The sequence below is a fragment of the Pseudomonas sp. CHM02 genome (genome assembly GCF_000612585.1).
Taxonomy (GTDB): Bacteria; Pseudomonadota; Gammaproteobacteria; order Pseudomonadales; family Pseudomonadaceae; genus Aquipseudomonas.
Genome location: NZ_JFCA01000002.1, coordinates 191,469 through 205,347 on the forward strand (window position 1 = coordinate 191,469; position 13,879 = coordinate 205,347).

Here is a 13,879-nt window from a genome sequence, read left to right on the forward strand (position 1 = left end):
GTCGGTCAACGGCCACAGCCCGCGCAGCGTCTCGCTCAAGCCGTCTGGCCCCGAAGTTTGCGCCGCGTGACCGTGCAGTTTTTATGACGTAGAGCAGTTTGGCCCACGCGCTTGCTTGTGTATGCTCCGTCGACGTTTCGGGCTCACCATTATAAGAACATTGCCTATGACCCTCAGCACTGACCTGCTCGGCCCCTCGGCGGCGCCCGCGCAGGTTCTTCGCAAACACTACGCCACGGAGATGGCGGTCGAGCGCACGCGCCTGCTGTATCAGGGCTCGCTGCTGCCGACCCTGTTGATGTTGGTCAATGGCCTGGTCTGTGCCTGGCTGCTCTGGAACCCCACGCAATACCTGCTGGACAGCATCTGGCTGGTCTGGCTGCTGGCCCTGGTGGCGATGCGCGTCATCCAGGTGGCGGCGTTTGACTCCGCCATGCCGAGCCGCCAGGCCCAGCCCGTATGGCGACGCATGTTCATGCTCGGCTCGGCGGTCAGCGGCCTGACCCTGGCCGCCGCGGCCATCGCCCTGGTGCCGGTCGACAGCTTTATGCAACAGGCCTGGGTGTTCGGCCTGATCGGCGCGGCGACACTGTCTGCCAGCGTGGCCTACGCCGTGAGCCTGCCGGCGTTTTTGTCGTTTGCCTTGCCGTGCCTGGTGCCGACCATCATTTACCTGTTCTGGAGCGGCGACCCGCAGCAACGTGGCTGGGGCGTACTTGGCCTGATCCTGCTGGCGTCCTTGAGCCTGGTGGCGTGGCAGGTCAACCGCCTGATCCAGCGCGGGCTGTTGCGACGCTTCCAGAACCAGGCGCTGATCGAGCACCTGCAACAGGCGCAGCAGCGCAGCGAACAACTCAATCAGGAGCTGGTGCGCGAAGTCGAACAGCGTCGCCAGGTCGAGCAAGAACTGCGCGAAGCCCAGATCGGCCTGCAGGACCGCGTGGCACAGCGCAGCCAGGAGCTGGACGCCGCCAGCCTGGCCTTGAATAAAAGCGAGGCGCGCCTGGCCATGGCCCTGCAGGCCAGTGAGCTGGGCCTGTGGGACTGGAACCTGCAAACCGACGAAGTCCACCACACCCAGCTCAAGGAACTGTTCGGCCTGGAGCCGGAGTACGTCACGGCGATGCTCAGCCACCTCAAGCCGCGCCTGCACCCCGAAGACTTGCCGCTGCTCAAGCGTGCCCTGGTGGAGCACCTCAAGGGCCGCAGCGAGGACTATCAGGTGGAATACCGTGTGCGCCACGGCGACGGCCACTGGGTATGGATCGAAGACCGTGGCCGCGCCGTGGAGCGCACGCCCGGTGGTCGGGTCACGCGCATGCTGGGTACCCGCCGCGATATCAGCGCCGGCAAAGTCCTGGAAGAACAGCAGCGCCTGGCGTCGACCGTATTTGAAGCGGCCAGCGAAGGCATCGTGATCCTTGATCCGGAGTACAAGCTGATTGCCGTCAACCAGGCCTTTAGCCGAGTCACCGGCTTTGACATCGACGACATGCTCGGTCGCAACGTGGTTGAGCTACCCAGCAGTCGTGATGCCCGTCGCCACTTCCCGGCGATCCGCCAGGCGTTACTCAGCCACGGCACATGGCAGGGCGAACTAGTGGAGACGCGCAAGAACGGCGAGCTTTACCCACAGTGGCTGCAACTGAACGTGGTGCGCGATATTCGTGGAAAAGTCAGTCACATCGTGGGCTTTTTCGCCGATCTGTCAGCACGGCGTGAGTCCGAAGAGCGCATGCGCTACCTCACCCATTACGACGAGTTGACCGGCCTGGCCAACCGCTCGCTGTTCCGCGAACGGCTGCGCGAGGCTCACCAGCGTGTACGCCAGGGCGGGCGCAGTTTGGCGTTGCTGCACATCAACCTGGACCGGTTCAAACTGCTTAACGACAGCCTCGGTCATGAAGTCGCCGACCAATTGCTGCAGAAAATGGCGCGCCGCCTGATCAACGCCTTGCCGGAGGCCGACACCATTGCCCGCCTGTCCGGGGACGAATTCGCGGTGTTGTTCGACGCCTACGGCAACCTGTCGAGCCTGGCGCGAGTCGCCACGCGGCTGCTGGCCAAATTGCGCGTGCCGGTGACGGTGGAAGGGCATGAGCTGGTGGTCAGTGCTTCGATGGGCGTCAGCCTGTTGCCAGACAACGCACGGGAAATTTCCGCACTGGTCAGCCAGTCGAACATGGCGATGCAGCACGCCAAACACTTGGGCGGTAACAACTTCCAGTTCTACACCGACAGCCTGCAAGCCAGCACCCTGGAGCGCTTGCAGCTGGAAAACCATCTGCGCAAAGCCATCGAAGAGCGCCAACTCTCGGTGTTCTATCAACCGAAACTGTGTCTGGCCACCGGCAAGCTGAATGCGGCTGAAGCGCTGATTCGCTGGGAGCATCCGCAGTGGGGCATGGTGCCGCCGGGGGATTTTATCGGCCTGGCCGAAGAGACCGGCCTGATCGTGCCGCTGGGTGAGTTCGTGCTGCGCCAGGCCTGCTGGCAGGCGTGTGAATGGCAGCGTCAGGGGCTGGCGCCGATCCGGGTGTCGGTGAACCTCTCGGTGCACCAACTGCGCCAGGGCAAGTTGGTCAGCCTGGTGCGCCAGGTGCTCGAAGAAACCGGCCTGGACCCGCAATACCTCGAACTGGAGCTGACCGAAAGCCAGTTGCTCGACAGCGTCGAACATATCATCGCTACCTTCCAGCAACTGCGCGACCTGGGGGTGAAGCTGGCGATCGATGATTTTGGCACCGGTTATTCGTCCCTCAGCTACCTCAAGCGCATCCCTGTGGACTACGTGAAGATCGACCAGACCTTCATCCGGGGGCTTGGCCAGGGGCGTGAAGATGCCGCTATCACCCGGGCAATCATCGCCATGGCCCACGGGCTGGCGCTCAAGGTGGTGGCCGAGGGTGTGGAAGACCAGCAACAACTGGATTTCCTGCGCGGGGAACGTTGTGACGAAGTGCAGGGCTATTTGATCAGCCGGCCGATGGAGGCAGAAGGGCTGGCAGATTTGTTACGGAAAAATGCAGAATTTCCTCAGTGATGCCGAGGCCGCTCCTGTGGCTACAACTACGCCGCCCTTAGATTCAAAGGCGGGCAGGGCGATTTAGTGATGCGTCGGACGGGCAAAACGGCAATTCTTGTAGTATAACTACAAGCTTGCTACATCCTTGGCCCTGCCCATAACAAGAGTCCTGCCCTTTGAACCTGTTGCAACATATCGCCCAGTCGCGCCACCTGTTACGCAAATCGGAACTCAAGGTTGCCGATCACGTGCTGCTTGACCCTGCGGCTGTGATGCACAGTTCCATGGCCGACCTGGCCCACAGCGTGGGCATCAGCGAGCCGACCATCGTGCGCTTCTGCCGCGCCATCGGTTGCTCCGGGTTCCAGGACTTGAAACTCAAGCTGGCCCAAAGCCTGGCCGCCGGTGCGAGCTTCGGGCAATTTGCGATTCATGAAGACGATTCTGTCGCTGACTACAGCCTGAAGATCTTCGACACCACCCTGCACACCCTGATGGAAGTGCGCGAAAAGCTCGACCCGGTGGAGTTGCAAAAGGCCGTGACGGCCATGTCCCAGGCCCAGCGCGTCGAGTTCTATGGCTTCGGTGCTTCTGGCGCGGTGGCTGCCGATGCCCAGCACAAATTCTTCCGCCTGTTGCTCACCGCAGCGGCCTACAGTGACCCGCACATGCAGGCCATGTCAGCGGTGACCTTGAAGCCCACCGACGTGGCCATCTGCATCTCCCAGTCGGGCCGCTCCAAAGACTTGCTGATCACCGCCAACCTGGTGCGTGAAAGCGGCGCTTCGCTGATCACCCTGTGCCCAAGCCAGACGCCGTTGGCGGAACTGTCCACGGTCAACCTGGCGATCGATGTGCATGAAGACACCGAAATCTATACGCCGCTGACCTCGCGCATCGCCCATCTGGTGGTGATCGACGTGCTGGCGATGGGTGTGGCCATGGCGCGTGGGCCGAGCCTGGTCAACCACCTCAAGAGTGTGAAGCGCAGTCTGCGCAGCCTTCGCCTGTCACCGAAATCCGTCAAAGCCCTCGACGATTGACCTGAGATCAAAATGTGGGAGGGGGCTTGCCCCCGATTGCGGTGTATCAGTCACCAAATGCATTGGCTGGCCCACTGCTATCGGGGGCAAGCCCCCTCCCACATTTGGATTTCCTACAGATCAGGAATGTTCATCGTCTTGTCATGCGTGTGCCGCCAAACCGTAACTCCCCAAGGCCATCCTGAACTCCCCGTACTCGCATTGGGAGACTCCAAATGGCCCGGCACTACGAAGAAAGCAGCAGCTCCGTCAAAACCCGTCGTCAGCAGGAAGACCAGCGCCGCATGGCGTTCCGTCGCGCAATCGAAGACCGTTGTGAGGCGCGCCAGCTGCTCCAGAGCATCACGGATTACCCGGAACTCCACTGGCAGGCACCCGCGGCTGCCCAGCGAAGCGCTCAGCCAGCGCGCTGATCTGCACCCGCTCGCTACGGATAAAGCCCAGGAACGCATGGGCCACCGGTGACAGGCGCTTGGCCTTGGCCTGCACCAGGCACCAACTGCGGTACAGCGGCAGTTCTTCCACCGGCAGCTCTTTGAGCCCGCCGGTGGCCAGTTCCATATTGACCGCATGGCGCGTCAGTAACGCCACGCCCAGCCCGGCACATACGCATTCGCGTTGCGCCTCGGCCGAGGCCACTTCCACCGTCTGGGTGAAGTGCACGCGTTTTTCCTTGAAGTACTCCTCGCAGGCCAGCCGCGTGCCGGAGCCCGGTTCTCGCAGCAGCAGCGTGTAGGGCTCCAGGTCCTGCAGGCGCAGCGGGCCTTGCAGGCTCAAGGGATGGTCGAGCGGCGCCACGGCGACGATCGGGTTGTTGAGGAACGGCAGGAATTCCAGGCCCATGTCCTGAGGCACCATGGACATGATTACCAAGTCGTCGCGGTTGTCCGAAAGCCGGCGGATCACCTGGGCGCGGTTGACCACCGTGAGGTGCAACTGCACCTCTGGATGCTGGCGCTTGAAGGCGGCAAACAGGTGCGGCACGAAGTACTTGGCGCTGGATTCAATCGCCAGTTTCAACTGGCCTTGCAGCGAGCCCTGCATGTCCGAGAGCTGCATGTCGAGATTTTCCAGGCGCCCGAAAATGTCGCGGCTGGCACGCTGCAGGGCTTCGGCGGCTTCGGTCATGTAGAGCTTTTTGCCGACGTAATCGAACAGCGGCTGGCCGATCAGCTCTTCTAACTGGCGAATTTGTAGGCTAACGGCAGGCTGTGTGAGGGACATTTCCTCGGCCGCGCGGCTGTAGGAGCGCAAATCACACACTTCATTGAAGATCTGCAATTGACGCAATGTCATACGCATCAATGACTTACGCATTATCTAAATCCTTTCGCCCAAGGCCGTCTGGCCAACTATAAGTCTTTACTTATGAGCAACCCAATAATTATTGATTTTTGTTAATCCCTCTGCGGGCTTAGTGTGTGTCTTGCGACTGTCATGAAACATTTGGTCACGCGCCGACCCGGCTTCAGCGGGTCGAAGAACGCAGCAATCGGCTCAAGGGAATTTCCAAGTGATAAAAAAGATCCTGATCGCCAACCGTGGTGAAATTGCCGTACGAATCGTGCGTGCCTGCGCCGAGATGGGCATTCGCTCGGTCGCGGTCTATTCCGACGCCGACCGCCATGCGTTGCACGTCAAGCGTGCCGACGAAGCCCACAGCATTGGTGCCGAGCCGCTGGCCGGCTACCTGAACCCGCGCAAGCTGGTGAACCTGGCCGTGGAAACCGGTTGCGATGCGTTGCACCCTGGCTACGGCTTCCTGTCGGAAAACGCTGAACTGGCGGACATCTGCGCCGAACGTGGTATCAAATTCATTGGTCCGTCGGCCGAAGTCATTCGCCGCATGGGCGACAAGACCGAAGCACGTCGCAGCATGATCAAGGCCGGTGTGCCGGTCACGCCGGGCACCGAAGGCAACGTCGCGGATATCCACGAAGCCCTGACCGAAGGTGACCGCATTGGTTACCCGGTAATGCTCAAGGCCACTTCTGGTGGTGGTGGTCGCGGTATCCGTCGCTGCAACAGCCGTGAAGAACTCGAACAAGCCTTCCCCCGTGTGATTTCCGAGGCCACCAAGGCGTTCGGTTCGGCGGAAGTGTTCCTGGAAAAATGCATCGTCAATCCCAAGCACATCGAGGCGCAGATCCTCGGTGACAGCTTTGGCAATGTGGTGCACCTGTTCGAGCGCGATTGCTCGATTCAGCGCCGCAACCAGAAGCTCATTGAAATCGCCCCAAGCCCGCAATTGACGCCTGAACAGCGCGCCTACATCGGCGACCTGTCGGTGCGTGCGGCTAAGGCCGTGGGCTACGAGAACGCCGGCACCGTGGAGTTCCTGCTCGCCGAGGGCGAGGTGTACTTCATGGAGATGAACACCCGGGTGCAGGTGGAACACACCATCACCGAAGAAATCACCGGCATTGATATCGTCCGCGAGCAGATCCGCATTGCGTCCGGCCTGCCGCTGTCGGTGAAACAGGAAGACATCCAGCACCGTGGTTTCGCGTTGCAGTTCCGCATCAACGCCGAAGACCCGAAGAACAACTTCCTGCCCAGCTTCGGCAAGATCACCCGTTACTACGCACCCGGCGGCCCCGGCGTGCGCACCGATACGGCGATCTATACCGGCTACACCATTCCGCCGTTCTACGACTCCATGTGCCTGAAACTGGTGGTGTGGGCGTTGACCTGGGAAGAAGCCATGGACCGCGGCCTGCGTGCCCTGGATGACATGCGCCTGCAAGGCGTGAAGACCACTGCCGCCTACTACCAGGAAATCCTGCGCAATCCGGAATTCCGCAGTGGCCAGTTCAACACCAGCTTTGTGGAAAGCCATCCTGAGCTGACCAACTACTCGATCAAGCGCAAACCCGAAGAGCTGGCCCTGGCCATCGCCGCCGCCATCGCCGCCCACGCAGGCCTGTGAGGAATATAACAATGAGCAAAAAGATCTTCGTAACCGACACCATCCTGCGCGACGCCCACCAATCGTTGCTGGCGACCCGCATGCGCACCGACGACATGCTGCCGATCTGCGACAAGCTCGACAAAGTCGGCTACTGGTCCCTGGAAGTCTGGGGCGGCGCGACCTTCGACGCTTGCGTGCGCTTCCTGAAAGAAGACCCGTGGGAGCGCCTGCGCAAACTGCGCGCGGCGTTGCCCAACACCCGCTTGCAGATGCTGTTGCGCGGTCAGAACCTGCTGGGCTACCGCCATTACAGTGATGACGTGGTCAAGGCGTTCGTGGCCAAGGCTGCCGTCAACGGTATCGATGTCTTCCGTATTTTCGATGCCATGAACGACGTGCGTAACCTGCGCGTGGCCATCGAAGCGGTAAAAGCCGCTGGCAAACATGCCCAGGGCACTATCGCCTACACCACCAGCCCGGTGCACACCGTCGAGGCCTTCGTGGCCCAGGCCAAGCAGCTGGAATCCATGGGGTGCGACTCGATCGCGATCAAGGACATGGCCGGCCTGCTGACCCCGTACGCCACCGGCGAACTGGTCAAGGCGCTCAAAGCCGAGCAAAGCCTGCCGGTGTTCATCCACTCCCACGACACCGCCGGCCTGGCTGCGATGTGCCAACTCAAGGCCATCGAAAACGGTGCCGACCATATCGACACGGCCATCTCCAGCTTCGCCTGGGGCACCAGCCACCCGGGTACCGAGTCGATGGTCGCCGCCCTTAAAGGCAGTGAGTTCGACACCGGCCTGAGCCTGGAACTGCTGCAAGAGATCGGTCTGTACTTCTACGCCGTGCGCAAGAAGTACCACCAGTTCGAAAGCGAATTCACCGCCGTCGATACCCGCGTGCAAGTCAACCAAGTGCCGGGCGGGATGATTTCCAACCTGGCCAACCAGTTGAAAGAGCAGGGCGCCCTCAACCGCATGGGTGAAGTGCTGGCCGAGATTCCGCGCGTGCGTGAAGACCTTGGTTTCCCGCCGCTGGTGACCCCGACGTCGCAGATCGTCGGTACCCAGGCCTTTTTCAACGTGCTGGCCGGCGAGCGCTACAAGACCATCACCAACGAAGTGAAGCTGTACCTTCAAGGCGGCTACGGCAAGGCGCCGGGCACCGTGAACGAGAAGCTGCGTCGCCAGGCCATCGGCAGCGAAGAAGTGATCGACGTACGCCCGGCCGACCTGCTCAAGCCGGAAATGACCAAGCTGCGCGGCGAGATCGGCGCGTTGGCCAAGTCCGAAGAAGATGTGCTGACCTACGCCATGTTCCCGGACATCGGGCGCAAGTTCCTTGAAGAGCGCGATGCCGGCACCCTGGCGCCGGAAGTGCTGCTGCCGATTCCTGAAGCGGGTGGTGTGGCGCGTGCTGGTGGCGAGGGTGTACCGACCGAGTTCGTCATCGACGTGCACGGCGAAAGCTACCGTGTCGACATCACCGGCGTCGGCGTGAAGGCCGAAGGCAAGCGTCACTTCTACCTGTCCATCGATGGCATGCCGGAAGAAGTGGTGTTCGAACCGCTCAACGAGTTTGTCAGCAGCGGCGGCAGCAAGCGCAAGCACGCCACCGAGCCGGGGCATGTCAGCACCGCGATGCCGGGCAACATCGTCGATGTGCTGGTCAAGGAAGGTGACGTGGTCAAGGCCGGCCAGGCCGTATTGATTACCGAAGCCATGAAGATGGAAACCGAAGTGCAGGCAGCGATTGCCGGCAAGGTGACCGCCGTTCACGTGGCCAAGGGCGACCGGGTAAACCCTGGCGAAATCCTGATTGAAATCGAAGGCTGATAACAGCCTTCGAGACTAACGTTTAATCCTCGGGGGGGCGGGTGCCCCCCTTTTTTTCGCCCGTCATTTGGTGGTTAGAAGCTCATCTTCCAGGCGCCCGCCAGGCCTTGGTTTCGGCTGTTTGTACCCGCCTGGGCGCTGTAGGCCAGGCCGAGGGTGTGGTGTGTCGACAACGCGAGGTCCAGGCCGGCTTGCAGGTCCAGGGTATTGCGGTCCAGCGAGGTGCCATTGACCGTGAAGCCGTCAACCAGCCCTGGCAGGGCGCGGTAGGATTGACGGACCTGGCTGTCGACGTCGCCGTAGAGGTGTTTCCAGCCAGTGCTGAGGTGGGGCGTGAGGCTGATCTGGTTATCGAATCGATATACCGTCGCCAGGCGCAGGCCAAAGGTGCTGCTGAGGTTTTGCTGGGTTTGTGCGCCGACGTTCAGCGCGGTCAGGCCACCCGTTTCTTTGAAACTGTCGCGGTGGTAGCGCTGGAAGCCGAGGCCGGCGAAGGGTTCGACGCTGACATCGGCACTGCCTAGTTGATAGCCCAGCTCGGAGAACAGGGTTTGGCTTTGAGCGTTGTAGCTGCCCTTTAGCTGCTCCTTGTAGTCGAGCAGGTTGACGTTACGTTTGTTCCGGCCGGCATGGTCGCTGTAGATCGCTCCCAGACGCAGGGCCAGTGGCCCGTCCGTACGCACGGCATAACCCCCCAGGTGCCAGCTGTCCAGGTCGGCGGAGAAGCGTTGTGCATTGAGATTGCTGCTGGATTTGGCGCCCATGACCCCAACCCGCCAAGCATGATCCAGTGCCCAGTCGGCACCCAACAACAGACCGTGGGTATCGTGTTTCAGGCCGGCGCTGCCGCCGTGTTTGTCGAGGCTGCCGCCGTTGCCCACGCCCTGCACCCAGAAGTGACCGTTGTCGTCAGCGGGCAGCGTGCGTAGCGTCGAGAGCAATTGGTTACTCAGTTGCTGCATGGTGTTTTGCGTTGCACCAGCGAGGTTGGCGTTCTGGCTACCGGCCAATTGCTCAAGGCTTGCGCCGATCCCGCCGGGTTGCTTTTCCAGCCCATCGCCAAATTTTTCCAGGGCTTTGATTTGCTCGGAGGTCAGCTCCTCGGACTCCAGTAAACGAGTCAGCGCAGGCTCCAGCACCTTGGCCACTTGCAAGCCATTGTGCGAGGTGGCTCTCTGGGTGAGGTAGCTATCGAGTGGGGCGGCTTCGATTTCGGATTCGTCATACCACTCATCCGGCAGCGCATCGTAGGGTTGAAACGCGTATGGGTTATATCCGATATCGCCTCGCGCTTGCGCGGATTGAAGGCTGGCGGCGCTGAGGGCGAGGGCGATGACAAATGCAAGTTTGTGCTGTGTAAAGGGCATGAATTCCCAACCTCTGATGAATGAGGCCGGGAATTTAGCGAGATGGCGAGGCGATAACTGTCAGGCTACCGACCTCTGGTTTGCGGGAGTTGTCTCTAGTGCGGCGCGATTAAAAACGCATCTGCCATTGGCCGCTCTGAGCTTAGCGGTTGATGGGTTTGCATTTTATTGCGCTTTTTAGGCGACGCTCTTTAATTTTATGCACTATATTGCAGTTTAAATGGCGACTCTTAACTTTCAGGTGCATTAAATTGCCGATAGACACTCCTCTCAGGCTTACCCTCCAGGTTTTTGAAACGGGCCGTTGGCAGGATGCGATGACCTTGGATTTTGCCGAGCCGCAAAAAGGCTTCGACAGCCCGTGTCGTTTTGGCTATGAGTCTGACTATTTGGTCAGCCATTACGAGCAGATTGAAACCCTGTTTGCCAAGGCGGTCAGTGCAAGAGTGCCGTTGAACTGGGAGCAGGGAGCGCTAAAACAAGCGCCTGCCTTTCTGTATGACATCGCACCCGCTGGCGATGCAAAGCGCTTTCTTATGGCGCGAATTGGACAGGATAAACCTGCCGGAATCAGAGAGGATCTATTTCTGCTGGCGCGCAGTACACCCGCGCCTGTTGGCCATATGCGTGTCAAGGAAGCCCTCCAGACAGAAAGTGGGCGGCGAGCGATAGGGTTCGAGCGAAAGGAGGTAGTGGGGCGCGACAATCGCTTTCTTGAGTACGCTTACGAGGAGGGCGCCGCGATTGGCGGTGCCACCGGCGCGGGGGGGGAAGCGCCTAAATTATTGCTCGCGCAAAGCAGTGAAGGACTGCTGTATCCCGATGCCGTGCTGGCCGATGAGCAGGTGAGCCAGCACTGGTTTGTCAAATTTTCCCGAAACAAGGGTTTGCAAAGCGACCAAGACATCCTTCGAAGTGAGTACCACTATTACAAGGCCATTCAGGCGCTTGGAATTGATACCGTCGCGGCCGAGGGCCTGACACTTGAGGACGCTGACGGGATTAAACCGAGCTTATGGATGCATCGATTCGATCGCAGTGTCGGCGCCCAAGGCGTCGAGCGCCTTGCGGTCGAGTCGATATTTTCATTGTCGGGTATAGCGGTTGACGTCGCCGGCATGAGCCATATGAATGTGCTGCAAATGCTGATCGGGTTTTGGCGCGCAGCGGGTCAAGGTGAGCAAGTGACTGACCTCGTGGCCGAGTACTTACGTCGTGATTTACTCAACAAAATTTTGGGCAATTCAGACAATCACGGGCGAAATATCTCAATTATCCGTGGTGATGACAGCCTGCGTCTGGCTCCGATTTACGACCTGGCGCCCATGGTCATGGATGACGCAGGTATTAGCCGCTCGACTAAATGGCCACGTTCATTGGAGCTGGCAGGTGACGTTGATTGGCGTGGCGTTTGTGATGCGCTTTCGCAGTTTGTCGATCCTGCACTGGCCTTTCACCGCCTGCGCCAAGATGCAGAACACCTAAGAGCCCTACCCGACATCCTGGTTGCCAGCGGTCTACCGGAAGTCACCTTGAACCATCCACAAATTGGCTTGCGTGACCTTGATCAGCGCTTGAAAACCTGGGGGTTGAGATGAGCCTTTCGATTGATCAGCGGGCGCGCGTCATTGAGAGTATTGAACAAGGCCTAACCAATGGTTCGCTTGAAATAGGCGACGCCGTACGCCGTCTGCGCACCGAAGTCACTGGCCTGCACCAAAGCCAATTTGCCAGGATGTGCAAAATCTCGGTGCGGACCTTGGTGCATATCGAGCATGGCGAGGGCAATCAGACCCTGAAGTCGCTGAATGCGGTGTTCAGGCCGTTCGGGTTGAGGATGGGCGTGGTGAAGGTTCGGCGCGATCTTTGACGCGACTGTTCCCACCCCTGTGGGAACAATCCTCTACGTCATCAGGCGCGGCACTGCGCCAGGCTTTTCACTTGTCCGTCACCGCTCTGATTGGCCTGCGACAACCACTCCTCAAAACCCGCCTCAATCTTCGGCCACTCCGAATCGATGATCGAGTACCACGCGGTATCCCGGTTCTTGCCTTTCACCACTGTGTGCTGGCGGAACACGCCCTCGAAGCTGAACCCCAATCGCTCGGCAGCGTATTTGGAACGGCCATTGGCGTTGTTGCACTTCCACTCCAGGCGGCGGTTGCCTTGGTCGAACGCGTATTTGGCCAGCAGGTATACCGCCTCGGTGCTCTTGGGCGAGCGCTGCATCGGCGCGCCAAAGGTGACGTGGCCGATTTCGATGCGACCGTGCTCGGGGACGATGGACATCAGGCTGAGGATGCCCTGCACTTGGCCCGTTGAGCGATCGATCACGCTGAAAAAATACGGGTCTTTGTGGGCCGCGTGATTATTCAGCCAGTCATTGAAGGCGCTGCGCTCCGCGAAAGGGCCGTAGGGCAGGTAATCCCAGAGTTTCGGGTCGGCATCGGGACCTTGCAGCGCTTGAAATAAATCATCGCCATGGCGCGTGAGGTCGAGTTTTTCCAGGCGGATAAAACGCCCTTCAAGCAGTTGCACGGTCGGCGCCGGGACGCCTTTCCAGTCAGTGAGGGAAGTGGACATGCTGCGCTCCTTAAAGGCCTTTGCGAAATTGGATGAAACCCGGGCGTTCGGCGATGCGTTCGTACAGCTGGATTGCGGTGGCGTTGGTTTCGTGAGTCAGCCAGTGCACCTTGGCACATCCATCGGCCTTGGCGGTGGCGTAGACGAATTCGATCAGCTTGCGGCCGACACCGGTGCCGCGTTGGGCCGGGTCCACCAGCAGATCCTGCAGGTAGCAGGAATTTTCGATGCTCCAATTGGAGCGATGGTAGATGAAGTTGACCATGCCCACTGCCTTGCCATCCTGCCAGGCCAGCGCCGAATGGGTCGGCTCGTTGGCGTCGATCAGGCGTTGCCAGGTGCTTTGGCTTACAGCGTCCGGCAGTTCGGTGTTGTAGAACGTCAAATATGCCTGCCACAACGGCAACCACGCGGCGTGGTCGGGGGCGGTGACGGGGCGGATGTCGATCGGGCTCATTCTGAAGCTCCTTGGGGAATAAAGCGGGCGAGGGTCTGGTCGCGCACGTCCGCACTGGCAGCCAGGCCTTCGCGCACGCCGGCCATGTCGGCCGGGCTGCGGTTCTGGCTGAGTTTGCGTTTGCCGATCAGGCGCTCCACCGGCAGGGCGAAGCCAACGATGGCCTTGAGCATGCCGTCAATGTAGTCGGCCGGGGCGTCGCTGACTTTCCAGGGTTGGGCGCGGCCTGATTCATGGCGATCCGTCAGCGCCGTGACCACGCTGAGCAAGCGCTCGGCGTCGCTGAACACCTCAGGCGTGCCATAGGCGTGCACCGCGATGTAGTTCCAGGTGGGCACCACTTTGCCGTGCTCGGCCTTGGCCGGATAAAACGCCGGGCTGATATAGGCCTCGGCACCGGCAAAAATGACCAGGGCTTCGCTACCGTTCTGCAAATCCTTCCACTGAGGATTGGCTTTGGCCAGGTGCCCGTACAGCGTGCCGTTCGCGCCCTCATCGGGGTTAAGCAACAGCGGTAGGTGGCTGGCCAGCAAGCCTTGCTCACCAAAGGTCACTATCTGTGCCAGGCGAGTGTGCTGGATCAGTTGCTGGATTTCGGGCAAATCATCGAGGGCAAAGGCGCGCGGTGTGTACATGCAAATATTCCTTGGCGAAT

Annotated in this window: 12 protein-coding genes; 7 read left to right on the forward strand and 5 right to left on the reverse strand. The window is 60.3% G+C overall.

Annotated features, from left to right (window positions below; all coding sequences use genetic code 11):
- Positions 1 to 166: 166 nt before the first annotated feature.
- The 3 genes from BM70_RS0102010 to BM70_RS33490 all read left to right on the forward strand — a co-directional run bounded on the left by BM70_RS0102010 (position 167) and on the right by BM70_RS33490 (position 4,481).
- Positions 167 to 3,043 (forward strand): EAL domain-containing protein, encoded by a 2,877-nt coding sequence (locus BM70_RS0102010; RefSeq protein ID WP_025854441.1) that lies wholly within the window; start codon positions 167 to 169, stop codon positions 3,041 to 3,043.
- A 158-nt stretch (positions 3,044 to 3,201) separates the two neighbouring features.
- Positions 3,202 to 4,068, forward strand: coding sequence for a transcriptional regulator HexR (gene hexR, locus BM70_RS0102015; protein WP_003177007.1), 867 nt, complete (start codon positions 3,202 to 3,204; stop codon positions 4,066 to 4,068).
- Positions 4,069 to 4,283: 215 nt separating this feature from the next.
- Positions 4,284 to 4,481 (forward strand): PA3496 family putative envelope integrity protein, encoded by a 198-nt coding sequence (locus BM70_RS33490; RefSeq protein ID WP_081782021.1) that lies wholly within the window; start codon positions 4,284 to 4,286, stop codon positions 4,479 to 4,481.
- Here the strand turns inward: BM70_RS33490 and BM70_RS0102020 are convergent.
- Positions 4,411 to 5,385: a LysR family transcriptional regulator gene (locus BM70_RS0102020; RefSeq protein ID WP_025854442.1), complete on the reverse strand. Its 975-nt coding sequence runs from the start codon at positions 5,383 to 5,385 to the stop codon at positions 4,411 to 4,413. The genes BM70_RS33490 and BM70_RS0102020 overlap by 71 nt on opposite strands.
- Positions 5,386 to 5,581: 196 nt before the next feature.
- Between BM70_RS0102020 and BM70_RS0102025 the strand changes: the two genes are divergently transcribed.
- Positions 5,582 to 6,997, forward strand: a complete 1,416-nt coding sequence (locus tag BM70_RS0102025) for an acetyl-CoA carboxylase biotin carboxylase subunit (protein WP_003195732.1) — start codon at positions 5,582 to 5,584, stop codon at positions 6,995 to 6,997.
- Between the two features lie 11 nt (positions 6,998 to 7,008).
- Positions 7,009 to 8,817: a sodium-extruding oxaloacetate decarboxylase subunit alpha gene (gene oadA / locus BM70_RS0102030; RefSeq protein WP_025854443.1), complete on the forward strand. Its 1,809-nt coding sequence runs from the start codon at positions 7,009 to 7,011 to the stop codon at positions 8,815 to 8,817.
- A gap of 74 nt (positions 8,818 to 8,891) precedes the next feature.
- Here the strand turns inward: oadA and BM70_RS0102035 are convergent, their stop codons facing one another.
- Positions 8,892 to 10,184, reverse strand: a complete 1,293-nt coding sequence (locus tag BM70_RS0102035) for an autotransporter domain-containing protein (protein ID WP_025854444.1) — start codon at positions 10,182 to 10,184, stop codon at positions 8,892 to 8,894.
- Positions 10,185 to 10,501: 317 nt separating this feature from the next.
- Here BM70_RS0102035 and BM70_RS0102040 point away from each other — a divergent pair, with 317 nt between their 5' ends.
- Both BM70_RS0102040 and BM70_RS0102045 read left to right on the forward strand, forming a co-directional pair.
- Entirely contained in the window at positions 10,502 to 11,782 is a 1,281-nt protein-coding gene (locus BM70_RS0102040) for a HipA domain-containing protein (RefSeq protein ID WP_025854445.1), read from the forward strand.
- A complete protein-coding gene (locus BM70_RS0102045; protein ID WP_025854446.1) occupies positions 11,779 to 12,054 on the forward strand; it encodes a helix-turn-helix transcriptional regulator in 276 nt (91 codons plus the stop codon). Before BM70_RS0102040 ends, BM70_RS0102045 begins: the two co-directional genes overlap by 4 nt.
- 41 nt (positions 12,055 to 12,095) lie before the next feature.
- On the opposite strand, the gene BM70_RS0102050 is transcribed toward BM70_RS0102045, so the two are convergent.
- Genes BM70_RS0102050 through BM70_RS0102060 form a run of 3 tightly spaced genes read right to left on the reverse strand, consistent with a single transcriptional unit; the run spans position 12,096 to position 13,859 of the window.
- Positions 12,096 to 12,767: a GNAT family N-acetyltransferase gene (locus BM70_RS0102050; RefSeq protein WP_025854447.1), complete on the reverse strand. Its 672-nt coding sequence runs from the start codon at positions 12,765 to 12,767 to the stop codon at positions 12,096 to 12,098.
- A 10-nt stretch (positions 12,768 to 12,777) separates the two neighbouring features.
- Positions 12,778 to 13,224 carry a GNAT family N-acetyltransferase gene (locus BM70_RS0102055; RefSeq protein WP_025854448.1) on the reverse strand — a complete coding sequence of 149 codons (447 nt, stop codon included), beginning with the start codon at positions 13,222 to 13,224 and terminating at the stop codon, positions 12,778 to 12,780.
- Positions 13,221 to 13,859, reverse strand: coding sequence for an FMN-binding negative transcriptional regulator (locus BM70_RS0102060; protein WP_025854449.1), 639 nt, complete (start codon positions 13,857 to 13,859; stop codon positions 13,221 to 13,223). The genes BM70_RS0102055 and BM70_RS0102060 overlap by 4 nt, the downstream gene beginning before the upstream one ends.
- Positions 13,860 to 13,879 lie beyond the last annotated feature (20 nt).